Genomic DNA, 24,393 nt, shown 5'->3' with positions numbered 1-24,393 from the left:
AGTTAATCGCTTTATAGAAATGGCAATATTATTTTGATGTCATTTAGCGCCTATTTTTGTTGATTCTTCTAAATTAAAAATAGTATTAAGGTTGCTTTTGATTATTTGTTTACTTTAGGAGTCATAAATTAAACGACGATGACTTCATTTGTAGGGAAATGGAAGTTGTTAGTGATCGTGCTATTTGTTGGGTTCTACGCTTTCGCGAAAGCGGAAACACCAGCAACCATTGCACATACTATCTACTCCAATACAGAAATTGCAACCTTTAGCATTGAAAAAAGTTCGACTAGAACAGAAATCTTTGAGCTTTTTAAAGAGCTGTTTTTAAATCATAGCATTAAGGCAAAATTAAATGGATATAAGCGCCATGGTGGAGTTATTACTTTACTAGATCTTACTTTGACAGATAAAAATGGCACCGTATTTCCTTTACATATTCAAAATGAGAATGGTATCGATACTATTTGCTTAACTCTCAATCCTGCTTTAAATGACATCATTGAGTTTGCGCCGTGTGAAGTGGCTTTAAAGGCAGTCACACCTATAAGTGCTGCACAATATGAATCATTTTCAAATCAAAAACCAGCAGACTCTACTGAGGTTGAAGTAAAAGAAAATCAAAAACAAGAAGAGCAAAAAGAGGTTGATGCTCGTCAGGCTGCTCAATCTGTAATAGCAGCTCGTAAGGCAAAAACGGAGAAAGATATAGAGGCAGCCAGATTGAGAGTGAAACAACAGCAAGAACAACGACGTATTGATGTATTAGCTAGAAAAGCAAAACTAGAAGCGCAACAAGAGGAAAGACGTATTCAAAACGAGCAATTAATAGCAGAAAGGGCATTAAAAAGAGAACAGCAATTAAAAGAAGTTAGTGAACGGCAACTAGCTAGAAGACAAGAAGAAGAAGCAGCGCGAATTGCAAAACTAGAAGAGGAAAAGAAGCAAATAGCTATTGAAACGGCTAGACTAGAAACTCTTGCGCAAGAAGAACGACTTCAGTTAGAAACATTAGAAAAGGAACGGCTTGCTGCTCAACAACGACTAGAGCAACGACGTCTGCAAGAAGAACAAGATAAAAAAGAAGCACTGCGCTTAAAGGAAGAAGAAAAAGAACGTGCTAGAGAAGTAATAAGAGTACGTAAAAGACTGGAAGCCGAACGATTAGAGCAAGTTAAGGCGGAAAATGAACGAGTAAAGAAAGAAAAAGAGGCTCTAGAATTAAAACGGTTAGAAAGACAGATCGAATTAGATAGACTCGCCCTAGAGCGACAAGCTTTACAAGATGAACTTAATGCACAATTAGAGAAAGAACGTCTCATTGAAGAAGAAAAGAGAAGAGCGGCGCTGTTGAAAGCAGAACAGGAGCTAATTGATGAGAGAGAAAGATATAGAGAAGATTTAGATCAAACAACTTCTCGCAAACAACTAATGATTAATGCAAATCAACAAGGTTACATAGCTATTGAGAATAGAATAATTGAACAAGGTTTTTAATTTTTAATGCAGAGCAGTGTAGCTTTAAAGTCTATATGGGACGCACATTTATATATGATGCTTTCGGGAATAAAATTTTAACCATAGAAGATGAGCTCATAGACGCACCACAAAAAGGTAAAGTCATTGTTAATAGTGTTGAGGCTATTTATGAATTTACAGAAAATTTACTCATTATTAAAAATTTACAAGGAGAACTTATTGACGAGAAAGGTAAGGTAGTAGGTGCTGGAGTTGATAGTGAAGATATTAATAATAAAGAGTTTAAGCCTACTCATAGTTTTAAGATACCAACCTCTTTTAATAAGAATGAGGTTGAAGATATTCTTATTAAAATTAAGCAATATCAGTTTGACACAGAGTTACTAGAATTAAAACATAATGATCGCGGTCAATTGACTGATCTGGTTTTTAGAATTGACGATGAGACATTTGTTTTCAATGTATTAGAGTCTGTTACGTTTGTTTTAATTGATATAGATGAAAGAAATAATCGAGTAAATGTAACAGAGAGTAAAGAATAGTTACCGTTCAACTTAAAAGTTATGTATTTAATGGATTTAACAGTAACTATATCGTGGGAATAATCATTAATATCTTTTACTATGTATTTTTGCAAACTGAATTAATAAATATAAAAATGTTCTCTAGATTAATAATGACTGTTTTTACAGTTGTTTTATTTTCAAGTAATTATGCACACGCTAGTTCAATGTCTATTGACGATGTGGAAGGTGTAAATCAAACCATATTTAAATTAGATAGTAGTAGTAGTAAAGAAGATCTCTTTTTATTTTTTGACACTTTAAAAGAATCTTTTGAAATCAATGCACAGTTAATTTCTTATAAGGCACGTAATGGAAAGGTAATGACATTAGGAATTGCTTTTCAAGAAAAAACGCAACGTTCTACAAAATTTGTAATTAAGTCTAATTCTGAAATTGACGATTTATGTATCGTCATTAATAATGTTACTAAAATAGTAAGCTATGCAGGTTCTTGTGATGAAGATAGTCCGTCTATCTTATATCGTGATCCTGTTCAAGAAGCTAAAGAGAAAAAAATTTATAATGCTCGTGTAGAAAAATTGAAGCAATACAAACAGCGCATTAAAGATATTTTTGAAAAAGAAGATATCACTGTAGAGTATGATGATGTTGCAGATACTCAAAAGCAAGCTGCTCAAAAAGCCCGTGAAAATTCTAGACGCGCAAGACTTAATCAATCTAGTGGTGGCTATTCAACACTTTCTCAAGCAGTAAATAAGGATTATAATGAACGTAAAGATTCTTTAAAAAGAATTAAAGAAGAAAAACTAGAAGCAGAAAGGTTAAAGGCAGAAGAAATTGCACAACAAACGAAACACAGAAAAGATTCTCTTAAAAGAGCTAGGGCTTTATTAAATACTCAATTTACACCATTAGATAGTGCTAAAAAACCTGTTGTGATAGTTGTTTCAGAGTCTGTTAAGAATGAAAAAAATACTACACAAGTAGAAGCACCTTTTAATCACTCACAAAATTATATAGAAGAGGATAAACAAAACACGGATTATGTTTTAAAAGCCATGCAACAAAATGCTACTGGTGTAGAGGACATTGTAGGTGATCATACACTGTTCTTCTCTGGAGAACAATGTACCTATAAGGCCTTTGCAGATAAAACTTTTATCTATGATTCTTTAGGTAAGACAATTATGATTTTAAATAAATCGTTGTCAGATATTCCAGAAAAAGGAACGACCACTCTTAAGGGCGAGGTTTTTAATTTTGAATTTGATGGTCTATCGTTGGTTTTAAAAAACAGTAACGGTATGCTTATTAATAAAGACGGAAATTTACTTAACCCATCAGCCTCATTTGATAGTGAGGTAGCAGTAGTCAGTTTTCAATTAACTAAAGAATTTGTGATTACTAAAAATTCTAAAGCAATAGATGTACAAGGTATTCTTCTAGAAATGGAAAGTAGAAATTTTAATTTTACGACTCTTGAAAACATTAGTAATACTGAAAATATTATCACTAATATTTCTTTTAAAATTAATGATAAATTATACAGTTTTGGAGGAGAAGATGGAATACCTGTCCTATTAATTCAAATTGATGAAATACATCAAAGAGCTAGAGTGCAGACAGCTTACTAATTCACAAAATTTTTTATTATATCCCGTACTGTTGAATAGTACGGGATTTTTTTTGCGATAAACTATAATAATAGTTGAATAACTACGTTTATAGTTTGATAACTATAAAAATAGTTATATGTTTGAATATCATTTAGCGATGGTACTATAAAAATGTAATTATGGAAAAACTCACACAAAAAGAAGAAGAAATCATGCAAGCGCTTTGGCAGTTGAAGAAAGCGTTTGTTAAAGAAATCGTACCACAATTATCGGGCACTAATCATTACAACACAGTTTCTACTATTGTACGTAAACTAGAGGAGAAAGGTTATGTTGCTTATGAGGCTTTTGGGAAAACACATCGTTATTATCCTGTAATTGATAAAGAGACTTATCGCAACACCTTTGTTAATAATGCTATGACGCGTTATTTTAATGATAGTTATAAGAATATGGTTTCCTTCTTTGCTAAAGAAGAAAAGATATCTGCATCAGATTTACGTGAGATTTTAGAAATGATAGAATCTAAAGAAAAATAACATGGAAGCTATTATAGAATATTTACTAAAATGTGCTGGTGCACTGAGCATATTTGTTCTTACATATCATTTTTTATTGCGTCGGTTGACTTTTTTTCAAGCAAATCGTTGGTTTCTATTTGCTGGTATTGTAGCATCTGTTTTATTCCCTTTAATAGAGATCACTCAAACTGTTTATATAGAACAACCCATTCAACAATATTCATATGTACCACGGCAGGTAGCAACGCCCATGGCAATAATGCTAGAACAGCCTTTGGTTGAGGCACAAGAACCTTTTGATTACTGGCGATTATTTGGTTTTCTATACTTGGCTGTTGTCGCCTTTTTTATTGGTAAAATGATTATAGAGCTCAACTCGCTGTATCGTTTAATACGTTCAGGTAAGTCAGTTAAGAGTGGGAAATTTGTAATGGTCACGCTTTCGCGAAAGCTAACACCATTCAGCTTCTTCCATTATATATGCTATAGTGAAAAAGAAGAGCCCAGTGCTGCATTAGATATCATATTAGATCACGAGAGAGTTCATGCTAGACAATGGCATAGTATTGACGTACTAGTAAGCCATTTATATAGAGCCATTTTTTGGATCAATCCGCTAGCGTGGTGGTTGAAAAAGCAAATAGGAGAGAACCTAGAATTCATTGCAGATGCCGAAGCGAAAACTCAAACCAAAAAAGGTATAAGCTATGAACGTACCTTGTTAAGTAGTGCTGCATTTCACTTACAACCATCACTAGCCAATAATTTTTTTACACCTTTCATTAAAAAACGTATTATGATGTTACAAAAAGAAGCCAGTGCACGCTGGAACGCATATAAGTATGCATTAATATTACCAGTAATTGTCGTTTTTCTATACAGCTTTAACGTTGTTACTGAAGTAGAGTATCTAGAAGTAGAAAATGATCCCACTCTAGAGGTTCAAAATTCATTAAAAGAATACAGTGATCTAAATATGATCAATGAGGTAAAGAATTCTAAACCAGATTCTATTGTTCAAAATTTTGAGGAGCTTATCTATGACATCACAGCACAGACTACTGATGAAGATTTAGAAATGTATGCATCACAAATCAATGACCACGCAAATTATCAAGTAAAATTTAGTGATCAAGAACGTGATGAAAGAAATAGATTAAAACGTCTAAGTATATCTACAAAGTTTCCTGGTAAAAAATGGGATAAGAACATGACTATAGGGACTGAGCCTTTCAAGATCTTACTTATTAAAGCTAGTAAAGAAAAGCTATGGGTAAATGATGATAGTTCTAGTGAAACTCTATACGTAAATAAAGATGGAGTTCATGTTGAAATGGGTGACGATTGGACTTATGGTGATTTAAATATAGAGCAAGATGAAAACCTTCAATGGAGAGAAGTAAACGCTAAAGATGTAAAGATTTTTATTAAAATCACACCTTCATCTACAAAGGAATCTCTAGAAGAGCATAAAAAGTTTTTAAAAGAATCTTATAATGTTGATTTTAAATATAGTAAGCTTAGATATAAAGAAGGACAGCTGGTATCTATTAAAATAGAACTAGATGATAATGACGGAACCAGAATATCACAAGCCTATAAGAATGATACCGCAATACCTCATATATGTATTAACGGTTCTATAAAAGGAGATCATAAAAACTGGAAACTCAACAATTGCGAGGACGCACCTCAAACTACTTATCAATTAGGAGATGTTAAGTATATGAACCTATCACCTGATGAGTATCATCAACTGGCGCAAATTAATGTGGATAGCATCATGCAAACTATAAAGTTGAGTAGCATCGATTTGGACTCATTACAGAGTCAAATTGATTTACAGCTTATGAATATCAATTTTGACTCTATAGAATCACACATTCAAAAATCCCTAATCTATATCAATTCAGATTCTATAGGTAATTATTTTCAGGAGTTACCAGATTTAAATGACTTAGATGATATTGATTACTCACGGTTTGAAATGCCTAACAGTAATTTAAGCTCTGGTAGCTACATCGTTATGAATAATTCCCATGGTGTGAAACCATTGGTAATTGTTAACGGTAAAGAGTCTGACCAGACCATTTTTAACGGTGAAATGGACATGAGCAATGTTGCCTCTATGAATATTTTAAAAGGTAAAGATGCAACTGATTCATATGGCCTAAAGGGTGAAGAAGGTGTCATACTTATTACTACTAAAGATGGAAAAGATCTTAAAAAAATATCTCGTGTAAGAGAGAGAAGTCATTTAATGACACAAAGACGAGTTGAAATGGATTCTGTGCGCAGTAATAGAAGAATGGAAGTCGAACAAAGGAGACAAGAAATCATGCAAGGAAGAGCAATAAAAACAGATTCTTTAAGGTCCATTAACAGAGAGCAAATGGAATCTAGAAGACAAGAACTATTACAACGCAGAGATGAAAAGAGACAAGAAATTAACAACCGTCGCAATAGTGAAATAAGAGAGTTTAGATTTGCCTCAAAGCCAAAATACAATGGTGAATATAAAATTATGAATAGGGTTAAGTACCATTCATTGGATGCAGTAAAGATTCTATATACTATACCAGGAAAGGAGTCAGAAGAATTATCTATTGATTATTATGATCGAATACATATTAATGTCGATACACCAGACTCTCAATTAAAAGCTTATGAGAACAGAATGAAAAAATTAGGGATCGATTTTGAATTCAAAACAGTAAAAAGAAATTCGATAGGTCAACTTTATAAATTGAGCTTTAATATGAATGGTCGCAATTATAAAGTGAGCGATAGCGATGGTATTGAAGAAATTATAATTCATATTAATAATAGAGATGGTATGATCACCTATCAATAATCAAAATTATAATTAGCCCTAAAAAGCCTGTCTTTCATTAAGACAGGCTTTTTTATATTTAAAGAATTGAACTTATCGATAATAAGATACCTTTGCAGTATGAGAAAAAAGCTCTTTAAAATATTAGCCCGTGTTAATAAAGCCATTTTACCCAGCTTTACAAAACGTCGATTAGATTTAAGCAAGGCCAGTAAATGGCAAATGATGATCTTCGGTTATAGATTATGGGTTACTAAAAACGCACTTGACTAATGTTTATATCAATCACTGACCAATGTTATCGCATTGTTGAACTGCCACAACGACCTTTACGTATTGTATCTTTAGTACCTTCACAAACAGAGCTTTTGGTAGATTTAGGTCTAGAAGATCATCTAGTTGGTATCACTAGATTTTGTGAATATCCTGCTGGATTAATTGATAAGATAAAAGTGGTAGGTGGTACAAAAAAGGTGATTGCTTCACGTATTTGGGAAGTGAAACCAGATCTTATCATTTGTAATAAAGAAGAGAACACACAAGAAATTGTTCTAGCTTGTCAAGAAATCGCACCTACATACGTGTCAGATATAGCTAATCTAGATGATGCTATGGAAATGATTACAGATTTAGGGAAAATGACAGGAACTAGTTTTAAAGCTAAATCGTTAGTGAATAGAATCAAAATCAACTTCAATCATTTTGAAAAAGAGTCGCATAGCGCTATAAATGCACTCTATTTGATATGGAAAGATCCATATATGACGGTTGGTAGTGATACCTTTATTCACGATATCATGGAACGTGGTGGTTATAAAAACATGATGGATGGTGCAAGTCGCTATCCAGAATTGACACTTCAAAACATTGTTAATTTAAATCCTCAAGTCATTATGCTCTCATCAGAGCCTTATGCTTTTAATGATTTAGATAAGAAGGAATTTGAAGACGCTTTCGCGAAAGCAGGATTAAAAAGTCCACAATTACTTCATGTAGACGGAACTTATTTTTCTTGGTATGGTAGCCGCTTAAAAAATACGGTCGACTATATTAGAGAGTTGAGGTCTAAATAAATAGTGCTTGCTTAAGCTGAATAATTTCGGCTTTAAGCAATTCTGCTTTTTTAAGAATCGCCTGACTACGATCTCTATCTTTTAATGCAACATCAAAAGATTTTCTAATCATAGAACAATATAAACGTTCTTTTTTATATAGATCTAAAGTACGATCACTCATTTTACTTTGTCATTTAGATAACAAAATTAAAACTAGTATGTCTATTGTTTTCCCCATTTAAAGTTAATAACGGTTAACAATATACCAATTGTGATTTTGTTCACAAACAGCTTAGTTTCAAAAAAAAGGCTGCTTCAATTGAAACAACCTTTTTTAAAATCCCCTTATTGATGTCGAAACATACATTTACTAGACGTCATATATCTTAAATGGTTGCGTGAGAATTGATATAAAAAAAAGAAACCATCTCTATAGACGGTTTCCTTTACTAACTAACCCATAATAACGCTTTAACAGCAGGGCAAAATTCTATAATATTATTTCTTCAGAGGTTAACTGATTGTAAAAAGTCTGTTACATTTAATCTTGTAGAGCAAATACACGTTGTAATAAATCTGTACCTCTTGAAGACACCTTATTACGTATTTCTATCTCTTCTTGAGCAATCATTTTGTAAACACCTTCTAGTGCTTTTTGTGTTACATAATCTGTAAGGTCTGGATTTACATCACTAGTTAATGGTAAAGAATTATATTTATTAATTGCACCAGACCACAGTTCTGTGGCACCTACTTCACCTAATTTATTATTAATAATAGGACTGAATTTTGCATACAACGCTTGTTGTGTTGCATTTTCAAGATAAGAAGTGGCAGCACGTTGATCACCTAGCAATATTTGTTTTGCGTCATTAAAAGAAATCCCTTTAACAGCATCTACAAAGATAGGAAGAGCTTCTTTTGTAGCATCCTCGGCAGCGCGATTAAGAAGTTTAAGTCCTTCATCTGCAACACTTGATAGGCCTATTTTACGTAAACCATCATCTACCTTTTGTAATTCTTCAGGTAATAAAATCTTAACCAGTTCATTTCTATAAAAACCATCAGTAGCCATAAGTTTAGAAACTTCCTTGTCAATTCCTTGATCGAGAGCTTGTCTAAGTCCATTACCTATATCTGCTTGAGATAGAACACCGCCACTACTTGATGGTATACTATTAACTATTTCATTAAGGCTGCCACAGCTATTAAAACTAATTGCAATGGTTAGAAGGATTATGATTTTTTTCATTTACGTATTTTTTACAAAGATAAAATATATGATGAGCAACATGATTTTTATCTCTAAATAGTTTAGCATGCTTTTTGATAACAGATAAACAACCAAAAAATGATGTTATGAAACAATGTTTTACACTTCTATTAATAACTATTTTATTAAGTAGCTGTTATACCTCAAAAAGCCTAGCAAGCAGAATTCAAGAAAACCCTATGGTTTTAACACCTAGCGCGCTAACTGGACTTTATGAAAATAGAATAGAAGGAGATGATCAAAATAGTCTGTGGAACGACTTGTGTCTTCATAACAAAGATAAAAAGCAAAATATCGCTGAGGGAAATCAAGTCTTTTTATCCTATATTGAAGGAAATGAAATAACGGCTGAGCTTTATCAAGATGATTTTTTAATAGATAAGATGACGCTTACTGGAAGGCCAAAGGATAAATTTTTTACAATAAGAAAAGGAAGCCACTTCTTTACTTTAATTTTTCTGACTTCAATCCAAAGTAAGAAGACCATTTTAGGAAATGACGCAAATGCAGATTTATTAATAGCGCAAGGTCATTCACATACAACCATGCTTATGGAAGATGAAGCTATAGATGATGCAGAAGTGGTAACAGCAGTTTACTTAAGAAGAAGTGACCAAAGACCTGATAGAAAAATATTAAAATAAAAACACCTTAACTTTTGAAGTATAAGGTGTTTAAATTATACGGTGTATATTAATTTATAGATTAAGTCTATATATCGCATCAAAGCCAAAATATACACTGCTATCAAATTCATTATTTAGACGTGCTCGATCATCTCCATTAACTTGTATTGTTAAGATTTGTGCGCCTATCCTGTCACCAGAATTATAAAGGCCATAATCTGTAGTGTCTAGGCCTGCCTTGGCTCTCAATATGAGTTTATCATCCATTAAAGAGTAAGAGGCATATAAACCACCGCGTATGGATTCTTCTTGTACATAACGATCAGTTAATCCTAGATTGTATGATTTTACAGATGTACGCAAATCTGCTCCTAAACTTAATTTTTTGGTGAGATTGTAGTTAGCTTCCATGCGTATAGGAAATGCGGCATCTATGTAAAATTTATTATTTGGTGTTCTATAGTAAACTCCTAATAAGGGTGTAATGATGGTACCAAACTCTTCTGATGAACTGTACAAACCGTACTTTGTTCTAAATCTGTTTTTGTGACGATACTCTAATAAAGCGATAGCACCTATTTGAAAATCTTGACTTGCAACTTCATTAAGATTAGAAGCAATCTTAGGTAATAATAAATAGGTTCCAGTCCATTTTTTAGAATGATAGACCTTAGCTCCTAAATTTAATCTCGTCATTATTAAATTTTCTCTAGATAGTCCATTGCTTAATACAAGACTCGAATTCTCAGCTGTCAGGCCTGTTATTAAAATTGTTTTATCATTAATAGGAGTAGGGAGAAGAAACTCGAGATTTACATTAGTAATGTTAGTCTCGTGAGTTTGTTCTAAATCTTCTAGTGTTGTGTTAGAGACATTAATACGGGCAATGTCTAAGTAGTTTTGTGCCGTTGCTATGCTTAATCCTAGAAGAGCAACCATAAAAGTTAATTGATTTTTCATATAAATAGGGATATGTTAAAATCAAAAATATTAAAACAGAAACTAGAAATAATGAAAAATTCATTTTTATTATCAAATTATTGCTTAATCGATAATATAATGAATAAAAACACCTCAAAGTGTTAAGTGTTTTGAGGTGTTTTAATAAGATTGTTAAACGTTACTGGTCTATTGAGCCCATAACTTTTTGAGCAAAAGCATTTGCCGCTTCTATGCCACTCATGCCTTGTGCTACATTAGCGTGTACTTCTAAGGCACCACAGATGTTAGTGATTAATTCACCTACAACATCCATTTCTTCATCAGTTACAGATCTATGTTCAGAGAAATGCTCTAAAACCTCTAGAGTAGCCTCTAATTGATCTGGAGTAGTACCTTTTTGTAGATGTCTAATTATTGGTAACTTCATGTACTAATTCTTTAAGGTTTTCAAACTTGTTAGTTTGTACTTGATTTACAAAAGAGCCGCCTTTAAATGTTGCAAACGTAGGTAGGTTATCTACAGTTGCCATTTTACGTGATTCTGGGAACTTTTCTGCGTCTACTATTAAGAATGTCGTATTCTCATTTTCGGCAGCTAGTTTTTTAAACTTAGGCTTCATTAGGCGGCAGTTTCCGCACCAGCTAGCCATATATTGTACTATTACAGTATCGTTGTTTGCAACGATTTCCTGTAGGTTATCTTGTTCTAAAGTTTGCATATGATACTATGGTATAAAAAAACACAACAAGTAAGTTTAAGAAACCACTTGTTGTGTTTCTATATTATTGATAAATTAGTTTTGAGATAGGTATGCAGCTGTACTTTTACGGTCAGCACTCATTGCATCTTTTCCTTCTTCCCAGTTTGCAGGACAAACCTCACCATTCTTTTGTACGTGAGTGTAAGCATCAATCATTCTTAAGAATTCATTTACGTTACGACCTACTGGCATGTGGTTCACACCTTCATGAAATACCGTACCTTCTTCATCAATAAGGTATGTAGCACGGAAGGTTACATTATCACCTTTAAGGATATATCCTTCTAAATCATCATTGTACTCTTCTTCTACATCTAGTATATCTAGCATGTTTGCAAGATTACGGTTAGAGTCTGCAAGAATTGGGTAAGTTACACCTTCAATTCCACCATCGTCTTTTGCAGTATTTAACCATGCAAAGTGTACTTCTGGAGTATCACATGATGCACCTATTACGATAGTATTTCTCTTTTCAAATTCACCTAAAGCAGTTTGAAAAGCATGTAACTCAGTAGGGCATACAAAAGTGAAATCTTTAGGATACCAAAAAAGTAATACTTTCTTATTCTTATTTTTTGCTTCTTCAAGAACGTTTAATTTAAACGTATCTCCCATTTCGTTCATTGCATCTACATCGATACTTGGAAACTGTCTTCCTACTATTGCCATTGTTGTTAGTTTTAAATTGTGTTGTTTTTCAGAGTGCAAAAATAGTTTAGAATGGCCGTTTTTAAATGTGATTTACAATCTTATAACACAATAGTGTTATAGGTTATGATTATAGTATGTAAAACTTGTAATAGTCTACAGTTATTTGTGTTGTATTCGTTTTAATCATGCTAATGCAATCCAGTAATTGGATAGATAAATAAAGTGCATTTTATAAAAGATGGAGTAGTAGAGTAAGGAAGTAATTTGCTTTACTCTTCTTGAGGCTTGATTTCGCTTGTTTTTTCTGTAGTGCTTGCGGCATATTTAAATCCGCTATTCCACCAATTAGTCATTTTTGATTTATTAAAAATGAGCGAATTGGTCGTTAATACCGTAGGTGTATAATAGAAGTTAAGAATAGCATCGTGATGGTTTGCTGTAAACTTTCCTATCGCAATATTCTGTTTTTCAATACGATCCATCATAAAACCATGAAGGCTTGTAAGTAGTGAAAAAACATTAGTTGATGGCAAGCTATTATAGTAAGTAGCTTCTGTCTCTAATACGATAACATCGACTGTTGTTGCACCACGCTCTATAGCCTCTTTAATAGGTACCATACTACCATAGCCACCATCTGCATACTCGCAATTATCCTTCTTTACCATGCTCATAAAAGGGATATAGTTGCAAGAAATCCATATCCAGTCACAAAAGTCCTCATAGCTCACTTCTTGAATCGATTTATATTCGGTTTCATTGAGTGAAAGATTAGATACGGTAACGATGACTTCTTTTTGCGTCGCCTTTAACTCATTAAATTCTTCAATGGTAAAAATCTTTTTGATTAGTTTCCTGAGGTTTTTGCTTTCACCAAAGGTTTTATTACCATTTAAAAAATTGCGTAGAACATTCCAGTGATTGATTTTTATTTCCTCAACACCATATTTACTTCTCTTAATTATAAATGGGCAATTGCTGAATATTGACTTTTGATTTACATTGGTATAGACCTCTTTAATCTTTTCTATTTTATGAAGTGCTAGATGCGAAATAAGAAGACTGCCTGTAGATGTCCCTATATAAATATCATAGTCTAGTTTTTTTTCTTCAATGAGGTATTGAGCAACGCCACCGGCAAATGCACCTTTACTACCACCGCCAGATATGACTAATGCTCTCATTGTTTAAATTGTAAAACTATTTATTGACCTGTGATGCTTTCGTAAACGGTAGTTCTAAAACGCTCTGCATTAATAAAGCCATCTCCATAACCTTTTGCATCATATGCTGCTGTTATAGTAGTGTCTGCGATAATATCTTCTTTAGAAACACCTTTCTTAATTTTTGAAGCGATGTTTTCTTTAATATCTACTAACATTTCAATGTTATTTCTTAAATCCTCATAACTGGCTAATGTCCCATGACCTGGTATGATCTTAGTCTCTTCATTAATAGTAGATAGGACTCTTTCTTGAGCCGCGATATACCCATCTATAGATCCGCCGGATTTTAGATCGATATATGGATATTTTGCATTAAAGAATACATCACCCATATGTACCACATTTTCCTGAACAAAAAAGATAAATGTATCACCGTCCGTATGTGCGTTGTGAACGTGGATTAATAAACAAGTTTGAGTAGGTAATTGTAATTCAAGCTCTTCTTCCAGCGTCATTTCAGGTATAAAATTCTCTTCTTTTCCTTCAGAAATCAATCGTTCTTTTACGTTCACGTGAGCAACAATTGTTGTTTCTTTAGAGTTAAAATTTCCATTACCACCTGTATGATCTCCATGGTGGTGTGTATTGATTAAATAAGCAATGGGATAGTCTGTAATGCCTTCAATGGCATCTTTAATTTTATCACTTAATGGTGCAAATTGATCGTCTATCATCACTACCTTTTCTTTGTCAATGGCAATCATGATATTACCGCCAGCTCCAGTAAGCATGAAAGTGTTTTCGCTTACCTCAATAGATGTTATTTGAACTTTTGCAAATCGGTCTTGTGCACCAGCATTAAGAATACTTAAAAGTGCAAATACAGATAATAAATTTTTCATTGTTAATGTGTTGATATTATTCTTCACCTATTGTATCTAGAGTAGGTGTTTTAGTAACTAATTGTTTAATCTTAATGCTAAACGCTGCAAAAATGAGCGTCATGATAGGAGACAACCAGCTAAACATAGCATAGATAGCATAATCCAATACACTTACACCTAAAGTACCACTGTGGTAAGCACCACAGGTATTCCAAGGTATTAAAACAGATGTAACTGTTCCTGAGTCTTCTAGTGTTCTCGATAAATTCTCTGGCGCGAGTCCTTTTTCACGATAAGCTTTCTCATACATTTTTCCTGGTACTACCAGTGCTAGGTATTGATCACTTGCAGTAAAATTAATCGCGATACAACTAGCTACCGTACTAAAGAATAATCCAAAAACACTACTGAATAAATTCAGCAAACTTTTTGAAATTCTGCTCAATGCACCTATAGCATCCATGACACCACCAAAGACCATGGCACAAATAATCAACCATATAGTACCTAACATAGATTCCATTCCTTTTCCTTCAAATAGTCCTGCTAGTTCTTCAACAATTTTAGGATTGTCAGACACAGGATTAACAGTGGTTTTTACAGTGATAGCATTCATGATTCCTTTATAACCAGCTTCAAAACTCCATTCTTTCATTCCAGAAACAGCTAGTACAAGATCGGGTTGAAAAATCAATGCAAATACAGCTGCTAGTAACGTACCAGCCAGTAAAGCGATTAAAGGCGATATCTTTTTAACAATCATAGCTATTACAGCAATGGGTACTAGAAATAACCAAGGAGAAGTATTAAAAGTGGCATCTATAGCACCTTGATATTGAGATACGTCTGCAGCACCGGTCGTATCATTAGTAAATCCTAGAATAATAAAGAATAATAGTGTTACTATGATAGTTGGTACTGTTGTGTAGGTCATGTATCTAATATGAGTAAATAAATCAGTACCAGCCATAGCAGGAGCAAGGTTAGTCGTATCACTCAGCGGACTTAATTTATCACCAAAATAGGCACCACTCAACACCGCACCAGCAGTCATTCCTGGACTTATCCCTAATGCGCCTGCAATACCTATAAGTGCGATACCTACTGTTGCACTAGTAGTCCAGCTACTACCAGTTGCGACAGAAATCACAGCACAAATAATAACACATGCAGCCAGAAAAATAGTTGGGTTTAAAATATCAAGTCCATAATAAATCATGGTAGGTATAATACCACTAACCAGCCAGGTCCCAGCAAGCGCGCCTACCATTAAAAGTATAAGAATAGCACCGGTAGTAGATTTTAAATTTTGAGCAACTTCCTCCACCATGGATTTATAAGAAACTTTGTTTTTAAAGCCTACGATAGCTGCAATAGCTGCACCTATAATTAATATAAATTGGTTAGAACCACCTAAAGCGCTATCACCAAAAACAAACACATTATAAGCCAGTAGCCCAACTAACGCTATTACAGGAATAAGCGCTTCCCAAATGTTTAATTCTTGATTAATGATTATTTTTTCGTCCTCTTGGTTGATATTTTGACTTTCCATGTATAGGGATTATTGAGTGTAATGTTACGATTTTGAAAACGCGTTTGCAAGTACTGCCTTAACCTATGACATATTTGTGTAGCAATTTCTTTTCGTATCCCAGCTTTCGCGAAAGCGTATACAGTAATATCAAAACAGGTTTAAATAACCTGAAGAATAAGCTATCTACTTGAGTATCGCCCCATTTAAGTAAAATTATAGCATAAAATGGATTGAACGGAATCTGGTTTTTTCCAAAAGTTTTACCATCACTAACCAATCCAAAAAGTGCTGCCATGAAATTTTCAAATCCGGGCTGGCCAGGTTCCAGTTTTGCTCTAAAGATAATAGGCCGATCACCTGGATTATAAAAACGATGATTATCTATTACGGGTACTTTAAATATTTGACCAGGTTTTAAGCTTATTTCTTTACCTAAATAATGAACGCCTAAGGTACCGTCAATAGGTTCAAACTGTTCTGTAAAATGTTGATGATAATGGATAGGATTACCGCCACCAGGCTGCAATTCTACTTCTATGTAAGTGTATGATCCATTAGTTTGTGCGCTAGTTTTAAGAATGGTAGCGCGTTCTTTTGTGATAGGATTGATGTAGGTTCTAGTCATTAAATGTAAAAGTAAAACAGGATGACATGGATAACCTTAATAAAGTGATAATAAATAGTGATAACTAGATTTGATTTCAAGTGAAGAGAATCATTATTTTTACAATCCAAAGTTTACACAATGTCAGAACAAATAGAAAGAGTAAAGTGTTTGATCATAGGATCAGGACCAGCAGGATATACAGCAGCTATATATGCCGCACGTGCAGATATGAAGCCACTACTTTACACAGGTATGGAACCAGGCGGACAATTAACAACCACTACAGAAGTTGATAACTTCCCAGGTTATCCAGAAGGTATTGATGGACCAGCTATGATGGTAGATTTACAGAAACAGGCAGAGCGTTTTGGTACAGAAGTGCGTATAGGTATGGTTACTGAAGTAAATTTTGCCAGTGAAAAAGGCGGTATTCACACAGCAATTGTAGATGGGAAAACTAAAATTGAAGCAAATACAATTATCATTTCTACAGGTGCAACAGCAAAATATCTAGGATTACCTAGTGAGCAAAGATTGCGTGGTGGTGGAGTAAGTGCTTGTGCTGTTTGTGATGGATTCTTCTATCGTGGACAAGATGTCGCTATTGTAGGTGCAGGAGATACGGCTGCAGAAGAGGCTACTTATCTATCTAATATTTGTACTAAAGTTACTATGCTGGTGCGTAAAGGAGAAATGCGTGCGTCTAAAGCAATGCAACATCGTGTAGCGCAAACTAAGAATATAGAAGTACTGTTTAATAGCGAAGTTGAAGAAGTGCTAGGAGAACAAGTGGTTGAAGGTTTACGAATAGTAAATAATCAGACTAATGAAAAGCACGATATTGAAATCACAGGATTGTTTATCGCGATAGGGCACAAGCCTAATACTGATATTTTTAAAGGTCAACTAGATATGGATGACGCTGGTTATTTAAAAACTAAAGCTGGATCTACTTATACAAACATGCCAGGTGTATTTGCTAGTGGAGATGTTCAAGATAAAATATATAGACAGGCGATTACCGCTGCCGGTACAGGCTGTATGGCAGCACTAGATGCAGAACGCTATCTTGCTGAGGTAGGTATTGTAGAAGAAGTAATAGGTGGTAGTTATTAAGTATACCTACTTTTAAGTTGATAAAAAAAGCCTCGCATCGCGAGGCTTTTTTTGTTAGCTGAATCTAAGTAAGTTACACTTTGTCGAATTTAATTACTTATACAGCTAATAGTTAAAGTAATATCCTACATGCAATGTTAAATTATCTTAATATTGCTTAAAAATCAGTTATTTATGAAAAAGAGTTATTTATTAAAGTTTTTATTTTTTATCCTATTGTTGAATGGTTGTACTAAGGAGAATGATGATGAGGTTGAGATCTTAAATACAGATATTTCAGTCGCTACTAGTGCTGAATTTATTATTTGGCTAAATTCAAATGACTTAAATCAAAAGTTAAATGAATCATTATCTTATAATCTAGGTAATGCAATAGAAAATCAAGTTAATAAAGTTTTCTTTTTTAATAATGATAGCACTAGGGTTGATGTTTCAATACAATTAAAACCAGAATTTTTGAATGTTTTAAATGATCCCAATTTAGCTAACAATGAATTATCAATACAATTGGAAAAAGAAATATCAAGTGAATTATTTGATGATTCTGACAATGAAATTTCCGCCGCAAATTTATCAACTTTGAATCAATCGATTTTAAATGGTCTATCAAGTTTTGATATTAATAGTGTCGGGTTTATGGAGGTTCCAATTACTTTACACATAGCTAGAGATAATAACGGTAACGGTGGTTTGGACTTAAGTCAATTAACTAATAAAATTCAAGAACTAAATACTAAATTTTTTGGAGCTAAAATTATATTTTCTTTATGTAATTCAAATATAGATTACATCGACGACAATAACTTTTATAATCACACAAAGAATAATGAACAGTATGCTGATTCTAGAGATGTGGCAAACACCTTAAATATATATGTTAATCGTAAAATAAAAACTTTTGATTCTCAAGGTAATGAAAAATTTATTGGTGGATATGCCTTTTTCCCATTTGAAGGAAATGATAGGATTTATGTGACAAGAGCCGGTTTTTATAGTAGTACTCTAGAACATGAAATCGGTCATTTCTTTTCGTTATTTCATACTCACCAATCTGGAAACATTGCTTCTGTAGGAGTAAATGGATCTGGTTGTCTTTTCACTGGTGACGCAATTTGTGATACTCCTTTCGATCCAAATCTGAATGATTTAGTTAATTTTCCAGATTGCCTATCTCCTAATGGAACTACATTGCCAGATAATATAATGTCCTACGCAGCACATGGATGTAGAACAGATTTTACCACAGAACAGTTAATTAGAATGGCTTTCTCAGCTAGAAGTCAAAAAAATCTTAATACATGCAATGGAAGTTCCAATACAAGCCAAATACAAATAACAGGAGATCTTAATTTTCCAGATACTCAAAATGGTTCTCAATCTGCGCCAAGAACATTTACGGTAGAGAATTTAGGAGATGCATCTTTCTCAATACAGAGTTTAATAGATACTAATGAATTTAGAATAACTAACGGTGCGAGTGGTATCACCGTTCCAGCTATGGGAAGTAGGACTTTTAATGTGGTATTTGCGCCATCTGCTGTAGCTTCTTTCCAAGCTTTCATAGAAGTTAATAATGATGCAGATAATGCTAATAGTAATAACAGTCGTATTCAAGCCATTGGAAATGGTGTGGCTAATCAATCAAATCAATCTGCAATTTCAATCAATAATAGTTCCTTGTCCTTTGGAAATCAAACAGTAGGTTCAACTTCAAATTCACAATCTATTATTGTGTCTAATACGGGTGGAAGTAGTTTTAATATAAGTAATATTAGTGTTCCTAATGGTTTTTCTATTTCTCCTAGTTCTTCTACTACTATAAATGCTGGTCAAAGTAAAACTTACCAAGTGACATTTTCTCCATCGGCTACTCAGAATTATAGCGGCAACATAGTTTTTACAAATAATGCTGATAATGCGACTACAGTAAATAGTAGAGTGCAAGTGAGTGGAATTGGGACGACTAATCAAAGTAATCAATCTGCCATATCTATTAATAACAATTCGCTGTCTTTTGGTAATGTTGATGTAGGAACTAATTCCAACGTTCAGTCAGTTACCGTTTTAAATACAGGTAATAGTAGTTTTAATATTAATAGTATCTCAGTACCTAATGGATTTAGTATCAGTCCAAATTCCTCAACTAATTTAGGTGGTGGACAATCCAGAACTTATGATATTACCTTTTCACCAACTAGTGTTCAAAGTTATAGTGGTTTCATAGAGTTTAATAATGATGCAGATAACATGAACGCTACTAACAGTAGAATTCAGGTAAGCGGTAACGGAATTAATAATCAAAACAATATTCCAAATCTAAGAATTTCAGGATTTAGAGTGACAGGAGATGATAATAGCGATGGTATCATTAATGCAGGCGAGGATATCGATTTTGATCTAGAAGTTGAAAATTTCGGTAATGCTACCGCTACGAATGTAGACGTTGTATGGAACACTAATAATCCAGATATAAATATTATTGATGCAGACCGATCTGTTCCAGACATTAATTCAGGTAGTTTTGAATGGAATTCTGGTGCATTAGATTTTGATGTAGACCCAAATGCTTCTTCTCAAACGGTTAATTGCACAGTTACAATAACTTCAAATGAAGGAACTTGGAATGATACGTTTACTTTTGATATTGTAGGCTCTGGCGGTGGTGCTTTACCTCTTGTGGATGTAGGGAATAATACCCCAAGAGATAGTTGTTCTGCGACTGGTTCGAGTAGTGTATATAATTTGGATTTAAATACTCAGTATGCTAAGGCTAATTGGAATTTAAATAACATCATAAGCTACGGTTCTGACGGTAATCGAGGAATGTGGTATCAATTTGATACCAACTCCAACACTACTTATAGAATAACAGTAATTACTTTTGCAGGTGCAACAACTAACGGTAATGCTGGATTTCAAATATTTTCTAGTTGTTCAGGATCTCCAATTTATACTATTAATAATGCTTCCAATGGTGTTGAAGACGTTAATTTAAATTTAAATCCAAATGATACTTATTATATTAGGTTTTATGATATAGACGATAATAATCCTATAACATTTTCTGTATCAATTCAAGACTAAGTCTTTTTGTACGTCAAAATCATAAAAAAGCCTCGCATCGCGAGGCTTTTTTTATTTAATTAGAATTGAGATGTTGACTATTCAGGCCAACAAATGCAATCAACGTTTATTTTTTTATCAATTGCGTTTTTCCTGTAAATTTTTCTAAAATGACTTTAGGTGAATTGAATAGTTCTACTTTAGAACTATCGCTGGCAGCTAGAGTTAATTCATCTTTTACATTTACCTCACAATTGGTATTTTGAGAGGCTTTCATATTTAAGTTGTTAAATACTAGGTTGTCGCCTTGAAAGCTCGCCTTGTTTTCTAATAATAAGGTTCCTGATTTTACATCACCTTCTAATTTTGCTACAGTGCGACCTTTCATCGTTAGGTTTAAATCTTGGAATTTTAGCAATGCCTTTACATTAGCCTTATCGTCAAAATTAATTTTAGCATCGTTACCTCTTAAATTCAACTCAGATCTAGAGTCTCCTTTTAGATTGAGAGTTAAATTACTAATGTTTGCGGTTAGAAATAATTTTGCATCATCACGTACTTCAATTTCTAACTTGTCCATTTTTAGTTCAGTGATAGCGCTTATCTCTGCCTTTTCTTTAGCAACGATTTTAGTTAGTCCAGCAGGATAAATTAAGCGTATCGTCATCTCTTTTTTAGAACGTATGTTTGCGGTAGAGCTAATACTTAAATTACCATCAACTACAGCAACTTCTAAAAACTGATGTAAATTTGAATCTGTGGTAATTTCTACTTGAGGTACCACACCTTCTACGATTGCTACTTCATAATCACCACCTATTTCAATAATAGTAAATGGATCAACATCTGTAATAACAGTGCTAGGTTCGCGATTTCCTTTTACCTTTTCTTGTGCTTGAGAAACAGCGGCTGTAAGAATCATGATTGCTAGTAATAATTTTTTCATTATTTAAATAATTTGTTTAACAAAGGTAAAACAAAAACCGCTCCAAATGAATGAAGCGGTTTTCTAGTCAACAAGAATCTCTTAAAATACAGTTGACATCACATGAATCTTTATATTAGAAACTTTCTTCTGTTTCTATTTCTATAGGTCCTAAGTCTATCGATGTTTTAATAGTAGTGGTTTCAGCTCTTTCATTTTCCTCGTCTTCGTCCTCTTCATATTTCCACTCATTATCATCTGTTGAGTTAGATGAAGAATTGATTTCATCTTTTTCAACGTCATCTTTTCTTTCTTCTACAACAGGACAGTCTAGGCATACTGCTTTGCCATCTTTTACTTGATAAGTGTAAGAGTCATTACTACCTAGAGAGAAAGCATCATTACTAATGTAATCTCTATAATGGTTTGCAAACTCATCATTCATTCTAGCTTTAGTTCCTTCGGGAAGATTTACAATGATTTCAATCTTGTGGTTATTAAGACTACCACTGTTAATTTTAAAGAAATCATCTAGTGTAATGATAGAATCTGTAATCACATAATTATATTCTATTTGTGAAGCTTTTTCTTTAGCCTCTTGAATAGATGAACCTTTAGCCTTAAATCTAACGTTTATAGATGCAACGCTATCAGTAGTAGCAGCAATCGCCGTTTTAATACCCATTAAACGTATTTCTTTAGCACCATCAAATTCTCCTATACTAAAATGAGAACCATTCACATAGATATTATCGTAGCCTTCTAGAGTGCTATCTTCCATGTTAAGTTGGAATACTTTCTCTTTATTTACAGGGAATTTTTCTAAGCTGTTTACGTTCCCATCAAAAGCTTGAGATGTTCCTATGGTAGCGATAATCACACACAATCCAATTACAGATGCTACCCAAAGTAATCCTATAATTACCTTGGCCGTTCGACCTATGGAAGCTAGATTAGATACTAACAATCGCAATCCTAAAACAGCAATAATAAAGAATGGAATTCCTATTAAGAAAAAGGCAGTTAAATAAATCCACCATGTAGACAGGTTAGAAGGTATGCTCATATTCATAAGTAACATAAAATCATCACTTTGTAATTGTGCTGTACCTATACCTATCAAACTAAAGAATAATGCAATTAAACCTGTAGCACCTAGTAGGAACATAAACAGTCCTATGATTTTAGCTATAGCTTTAAAAATACCTTTAATAAATCGTCCTAAAAAACTAAAGAAACGTACGGTTCCACGCTTTCCTTTTTGACCTACAATTCGGTAGTCGGCGTCGGTCTGCCCATCGACTACATCATCAAAACCCGACTTAAAGTTTTCACCTATGTTTGAGATATTTACTTCTTTACCCATCATCGCTAGACGTTGGTTTGTTGTAACAGCATCTTTAGCAACGATCCAGAAGATGATGTAAGCCAGTACATTAAATGGGAATGATACAAAGGATACTACCACAAAAAAGATGCGTACCCATATAGCGTCTATACCCAGAAAATGACCTAGACCAGCACAAACACCACCTATATAACCGTTTAAGGTATCTCTAAACAATGGTCTGCTGAAACGTGATTTCATCTCTTGAGCAGTTGATCTTCTCTCACCTTCAAAGATTTCTTCATCTACCTCATAATCTTCTGGCTGTCCCATTATGGAAATTACATCTTCGACATGAGTGATGGAAATGACTTGTTGTTCATTAGCTCTTTTTTCTAGAAAAAGTTCTGCAACACGAGATTCAATATCTGCCATGATCTCTTCAGATCCTTGCATACCACTAAAAGAGCGACGTACAGCGGCAAGGTATTTTTGTAATTTATTATAGGCATCTTCATCGATGTGGAAGAACAGCCCTGCGAGGTTTATATTTATGGTCTTGTTCATGATTTCTTTGTTTTTGTGGTGGTTACCAGGTTAACGGCGTTTTTAAGATCATCCCAGGTACTGGATAATTCTTTAAGGAAAATCTTTCCAGTTTCAGTCAGTCCATAATATTTACGTGGTGGACCACTGGTACTTTCTTCCCATCTATAATTAAGTAAACCTGCATTTTTTAATCGGGTTAATAATGGATAGATTGTTCCTTCTACCACTAGTAACTTTGCATCCTTAAGAGTATCGAGAATCTCTGCTACATAGGCATCTTCTTCCTTAAGAATGGATAGAATGCAGTACTCGAGTACTCCTTTACGCATTTGCGCTTTTGTGTTTTCTATCTTCATGTTGTTGTGTTATTAGATTCTGTTTTTGTGCTTAAAAACGGAATCGTTAAAGGGTATTTAAAAAGCACCCCATCATTTGCTTGCATCGCTCCTTTAATAGTATAGACTAAGTCTACAATAGCGATGAGTAAAAGTGCGCCACCAAAAAGGATTCCTACACCTATCATAGTAGCAAAAATCCCCATATGTTCACCATGCATCCATTCATCGCCATCCATTCTATCTAGACCTTCTAAAAATTCAATTCCGCCAGATGCAAACGCAACTACTAGTATGATAGCTGCAATAACAGCTAGAGCTATTGAATAAAGCGTCATGCTTAATTGAAAGTTGATGACCTGTTTCCCGTGATGATCTACAAAGTCAGATTTTTTTGAATTCATCATCCATAATAAAATGGGTAAAATGAAATTCCCTAAAGGAAACAACCATTTGCCAAAGCTCAACAAGTGTAAACAAGTCGCTAAGTTTCGATGGTTATTTTGTAAAGTATTCTCCATGGCATATTATTTTCTTATGCAAATATATATCTAAAAGATAGTATTATGCAATACAAAGTACCATATATTTTTAAAATTG

Annotated in this window: 24 protein-coding genes; 10 read left to right on the top strand and 14 right to left on the bottom strand. The window is 33.6% G+C overall.

Going from position 1 to position 24,393, the window contains the following annotated elements:
- Window positions 1–138: 138 nt before the first annotated feature.
- The 7 genes from BST92_RS00695 to BST92_RS00665 all read left to right on the top strand — a co-directional run bounded on the left by BST92_RS00695 (window position 139) and on the right by BST92_RS00665 (window position 8,049).
- On the top strand, window positions 139–1,497 hold the full coding sequence (locus BST92_RS00695) for a coiled-coil domain-containing protein (RefSeq protein ID WP_105069732.1): 1,359 nt from the start codon (window positions 139–141) through the stop codon (window positions 1,495–1,497).
- 35 nt (window positions 1,498–1,532) lie between these two features.
- On the top strand, window positions 1,533–2,021 hold the full coding sequence (locus BST92_RS00690; protein WP_105069731.1) for a hypothetical protein: 489 nt from the start codon (window positions 1,533–1,535) through the stop codon (window positions 2,019–2,021).
- Between the two features lie 116 nt (window positions 2,022–2,137).
- Window positions 2,138–3,640, top strand: a complete 1,503-nt coding sequence (locus BST92_RS00685) for a hypothetical protein (protein WP_105069730.1) — start codon at window positions 2,138–2,140, stop codon at window positions 3,638–3,640.
- Window positions 3,641–3,801: 161 nt separating this feature from the next.
- A complete protein-coding gene (locus tag BST92_RS00680) occupies window positions 3,802–4,161 on the top strand; it encodes a BlaI/MecI/CopY family transcriptional regulator (RefSeq protein ID WP_105069729.1) in 360 nt (119 codons plus the stop codon).
- Between the two features lies 1 nt (window position 4,162).
- The gene (locus BST92_RS00675) at window positions 4,163–6,997 is read left to right on the top strand and encodes a M56 family metallopeptidase (RefSeq protein ID WP_105069728.1); all 2,835 of its coding nucleotides are present in this window, start codon (window positions 4,163–4,165) and stop codon (window positions 6,995–6,997) included.
- Between the two features lie 99 nt (window positions 6,998–7,096).
- Entirely contained in the window at window positions 7,097–7,249 is a 153-nt protein-coding gene (locus BST92_RS00670; protein ID WP_105069727.1) for an SsrA-binding protein, read from the top strand.
- The gene (locus BST92_RS00665) at window positions 7,249–8,049 is read left to right on the top strand and encodes a helical backbone metal receptor (RefSeq protein ID WP_105069726.1); all 801 of its coding nucleotides are present in this window, start codon (window positions 7,249–7,251) and stop codon (window positions 8,047–8,049) included. The genes BST92_RS00670 and BST92_RS00665 overlap by 1 nt, the downstream gene beginning before the upstream one ends.
- Here BST92_RS00665 and BST92_RS14955 read toward each other — a convergent pair.
- Window positions 8,042–8,212: a hypothetical protein gene (locus BST92_RS14955; RefSeq protein WP_170061684.1), complete on the bottom strand. Its 171-nt coding sequence runs from the start codon at window positions 8,210–8,212 to the stop codon at window positions 8,042–8,044. The genes BST92_RS00665 and BST92_RS14955 overlap by 8 nt on opposite strands.
- Window positions 8,213–8,572: 360 nt before the next feature.
- Window positions 8,573–9,283, bottom strand: a complete 711-nt coding sequence (locus BST92_RS00660; protein ID WP_105069725.1) for a DUF4197 domain-containing protein — start codon at window positions 9,281–9,283, stop codon at window positions 8,573–8,575.
- Window positions 9,284–9,390: 107 nt separating this feature from the next.
- On the opposite strand from BST92_RS00660, the gene BST92_RS00655 reads away from it, so the two are divergent.
- A complete protein-coding gene (locus BST92_RS00655; protein WP_245910823.1) occupies window positions 9,391–9,948 on the top strand; it encodes a hypothetical protein in 558 nt (185 codons plus the stop codon).
- Between the two features lie 54 nt (window positions 9,949–10,002).
- Here BST92_RS00655 and BST92_RS00650 read toward each other — a convergent pair whose 3' ends face one another.
- The 8 genes from BST92_RS00650 to BST92_RS00615 form a co-directional block, all read right to left on the bottom strand.
- Complete coding sequence (locus tag BST92_RS00650; protein ID WP_105069724.1) at window positions 10,003–10,890, bottom strand: DUF6268 family outer membrane beta-barrel protein; 888 nt, start codon at window positions 10,888–10,890, stop codon at window positions 10,003–10,005.
- Window positions 10,891–11,050: 160 nt separating this feature from the next.
- A complete protein-coding gene (locus BST92_RS00645) occupies window positions 11,051–11,299 on the bottom strand; it encodes a DUF6952 family protein (RefSeq protein WP_105069723.1) in 249 nt (82 codons plus the stop codon).
- Window positions 11,280–11,591, bottom strand: a complete 312-nt coding sequence (locus BST92_RS00640; RefSeq protein ID WP_105069722.1) for a thioredoxin family protein — start codon at window positions 11,589–11,591, stop codon at window positions 11,280–11,282. Before BST92_RS00640 ends, BST92_RS00645 begins: the two co-directional genes overlap by 20 nt.
- A 75-nt stretch (window positions 11,592–11,666) precedes the next feature.
- Window positions 11,667–12,302, bottom strand: coding sequence for a peroxiredoxin (locus tag BST92_RS00635; RefSeq protein WP_105069721.1), 636 nt, complete (start codon window positions 12,300–12,302; stop codon window positions 11,667–11,669).
- 251 nt (window positions 12,303–12,553) lie between these two features.
- Window positions 12,554–13,468: a patatin-like phospholipase family protein gene (locus tag BST92_RS00630; RefSeq protein ID WP_105069720.1), complete on the bottom strand. Its 915-nt coding sequence runs from the start codon at window positions 13,466–13,468 to the stop codon at window positions 12,554–12,556.
- Window positions 13,469–13,488: 20 nt separating this feature from the next.
- Entirely contained in the window at window positions 13,489–14,352 is an 864-nt protein-coding gene (locus tag BST92_RS00625; RefSeq protein ID WP_211292407.1) for an MBL fold metallo-hydrolase, read from the bottom strand.
- A gap of 16 nt (window positions 14,353–14,368) precedes the next feature.
- The gene (gene nhaC / locus BST92_RS00620; RefSeq protein WP_042289579.1) at window positions 14,369–15,889 is read right to left on the bottom strand and encodes a Na+/H+ antiporter NhaC; all 1,521 of its coding nucleotides are present in this window, start codon (window positions 15,887–15,889) and stop codon (window positions 14,369–14,371) included.
- Between the two features lie 58 nt (window positions 15,890–15,947).
- Window positions 15,948–16,496, bottom strand: coding sequence for a cupin domain-containing protein (locus tag BST92_RS00615; protein WP_105069718.1), 549 nt, complete (start codon window positions 16,494–16,496; stop codon window positions 15,948–15,950).
- A gap of 120 nt (window positions 16,497–16,616) precedes the next feature.
- Here BST92_RS00615 and trxB point away from each other — a divergent pair, with 120 nt between their 5' ends.
- Together trxB and BST92_RS00605 are read left to right on the top strand one after the other, a co-directional pair.
- On the top strand, window positions 16,617–17,594 hold the full coding sequence (gene trxB, locus BST92_RS00610) for a thioredoxin-disulfide reductase (protein ID WP_105069717.1): 978 nt from the start codon (window positions 16,617–16,619) through the stop codon (window positions 17,592–17,594).
- Between the two features lie 174 nt (window positions 17,595–17,768).
- Window positions 17,769–20,678: a choice-of-anchor D domain-containing protein gene (locus tag BST92_RS00605; protein ID WP_105069716.1), complete on the top strand. Its 2,910-nt coding sequence runs from the start codon at window positions 17,769–17,771 to the stop codon at window positions 20,676–20,678.
- 106 nt (window positions 20,679–20,784) lie between these two features.
- On the opposite strand, the gene BST92_RS00600 is transcribed toward BST92_RS00605, so the two are convergent.
- The 4 genes from BST92_RS00600 to BST92_RS00585 all read right to left on the bottom strand — a co-directional run bounded on the left by BST92_RS00600 (window position 20,785) and on the right by BST92_RS00585 (window position 24,314).
- Entirely contained in the window at window positions 20,785–21,603 is an 819-nt protein-coding gene (locus BST92_RS00600; RefSeq protein ID WP_105069715.1) for a GIN domain-containing protein, read from the bottom strand.
- 115 nt (window positions 21,604–21,718) lie between these two features.
- Window positions 21,719–23,476, bottom strand: coding sequence for a PspC domain-containing protein (locus tag BST92_RS00595; protein WP_105069714.1), 1,758 nt, complete (start codon window positions 23,474–23,476; stop codon window positions 21,719–21,721).
- Window positions 23,473–23,814 (bottom strand): PadR family transcriptional regulator, encoded by a 342-nt coding sequence (locus BST92_RS00590; RefSeq protein WP_006795574.1) that lies wholly within the window; start codon window positions 23,812–23,814, stop codon window positions 23,473–23,475. The genes BST92_RS00595 and BST92_RS00590 overlap by 4 nt, the downstream gene beginning before the upstream one ends.
- Window positions 23,811–24,314 (bottom strand): DUF4870 domain-containing protein, encoded by a 504-nt coding sequence (locus BST92_RS00585; protein WP_105069713.1) that lies wholly within the window; start codon window positions 24,312–24,314, stop codon window positions 23,811–23,813. The genes BST92_RS00590 and BST92_RS00585 overlap by 4 nt, the downstream gene beginning before the upstream one ends.
- Window positions 24,315–24,393: the final 79 nt, after the last annotated feature.

This window comes from Nonlabens arenilitoris, assembly GCF_002954765.1.
In the GTDB taxonomy this organism is placed as follows: Bacteria; Bacteroidota; Bacteroidia; order Flavobacteriales; family Flavobacteriaceae; genus Nonlabens; species Nonlabens arenilitoris.
Note: the sequence above shows the minus strand (reverse complement) of the source record. Positions and strands in the feature narration are given on the sequence as shown.

Coding starts and splice junctions, on each gene's coding strand:
- BST92_RS00695 (WP_105069732.1), top strand. CDS start 139: ATGACTTCATTTGTAGGGAAATGGAAGTTGTTAGTGATCGTGCTATTT.
- BST92_RS00690 (WP_105069731.1), top strand. CDS start 1,533: ATGGGACGCACATTTATATATGATGCTTTCGGGAATAAAATTTTAACC.
- BST92_RS00685 (WP_105069730.1), top strand. CDS start 2,138: ATGTTCTCTAGATTAATAATGACTGTTTTTACAGTTGTTTTATTTTCA.
- BST92_RS00680 (WP_105069729.1), top strand. CDS start 3,802: ATGGAAAAACTCACACAAAAAGAAGAAGAAATCATGCAAGCGCTTTGG.
- BST92_RS00675 (WP_105069728.1), top strand. CDS start 4,163: ATGGAAGCTATTATAGAATATTTACTAAAATGTGCTGGTGCACTGAGC.
- BST92_RS00670 (WP_105069727.1), top strand. CDS start 7,097: ATGAGAAAAAAGCTCTTTAAAATATTAGCCCGTGTTAATAAAGCCATT.
- BST92_RS00665 (WP_105069726.1), top strand. CDS start 7,249: ATGTTTATATCAATCACTGACCAATGTTATCGCATTGTTGAACTGCCA.
- BST92_RS14955 (WP_170061684.1), bottom strand. CDS start 8,212: ATGAGTGATCGTACTTTAGATCTATATAAAAAAGAACGTTTATATTGT.
- BST92_RS00660 (WP_105069725.1), bottom strand. CDS start 9,283: ATGAAAAAAATCATAATCCTTCTAACCATTGCAATTAGTTTTAATAGC.
- BST92_RS00655 (WP_245910823.1), top strand. CDS start 9,391: ATGAAACAATGTTTTACACTTCTATTAATAACTATTTTATTAAGTAGC.
- BST92_RS00650 (WP_105069724.1), bottom strand. CDS start 10,890: ATGAAAAATCAATTAACTTTTATGGTTGCTCTTCTAGGATTAAGCATA.
- BST92_RS00645 (WP_105069723.1), bottom strand. CDS start 11,299: ATGAAGTTACCAATAATTAGACATCTACAAAAAGGTACTACTCCAGAT.
- BST92_RS00640 (WP_105069722.1), bottom strand. CDS start 11,591: ATGCAAACTTTAGAACAAGATAACCTACAGGAAATCGTTGCAAACAAC.
- BST92_RS00635 (WP_105069721.1), bottom strand. CDS start 12,302: ATGGCAATAGTAGGAAGACAGTTTCCAAGTATCGATGTAGATGCAATG.
- BST92_RS00630 (WP_105069720.1), bottom strand. CDS start 13,468: ATGAGAGCATTAGTCATATCTGGCGGTGGTAGTAAAGGTGCATTTGCC.
- BST92_RS00625 (WP_211292407.1), bottom strand. CDS start 14,352: ATGAAAAATTTATTATCTGTATTTGCACTTTTAAGTATTCTTAATGCT.
- nhaC (WP_042289579.1), bottom strand. CDS start 15,889: ATGGAAAGTCAAAATATCAACCAAGAGGACGAAAAAATAATCATTAAT.
- BST92_RS00615 (WP_105069718.1), bottom strand. CDS start 16,496: ATGACTAGAACCTACATCAATCCTATCACAAAAGAACGCGCTACCATT.
- trxB (WP_105069717.1), top strand. CDS start 16,617: ATGTCAGAACAAATAGAAAGAGTAAAGTGTTTGATCATAGGATCAGGA.
- BST92_RS00605 (WP_105069716.1), top strand. CDS start 17,769: ATGAAAAAGAGTTATTTATTAAAGTTTTTATTTTTTATCCTATTGTTG.
- BST92_RS00600 (WP_105069715.1), bottom strand. CDS start 21,603: ATGAAAAAATTATTACTAGCAATCATGATTCTTACAGCCGCTGTTTCT.
- BST92_RS00595 (WP_105069714.1), bottom strand. CDS start 23,476: ATGAACAAGACCATAAATATAAACCTCGCAGGGCTGTTCTTCCACATC.
- BST92_RS00590 (WP_006795574.1), bottom strand. CDS start 23,814: ATGAAGATAGAAAACACAAAAGCGCAAATGCGTAAAGGAGTACTCGAG.
- BST92_RS00585 (WP_105069713.1), bottom strand. CDS start 24,314: ATGGAGAATACTTTACAAAATAACCATCGAAACTTAGCGACTTGTTTA.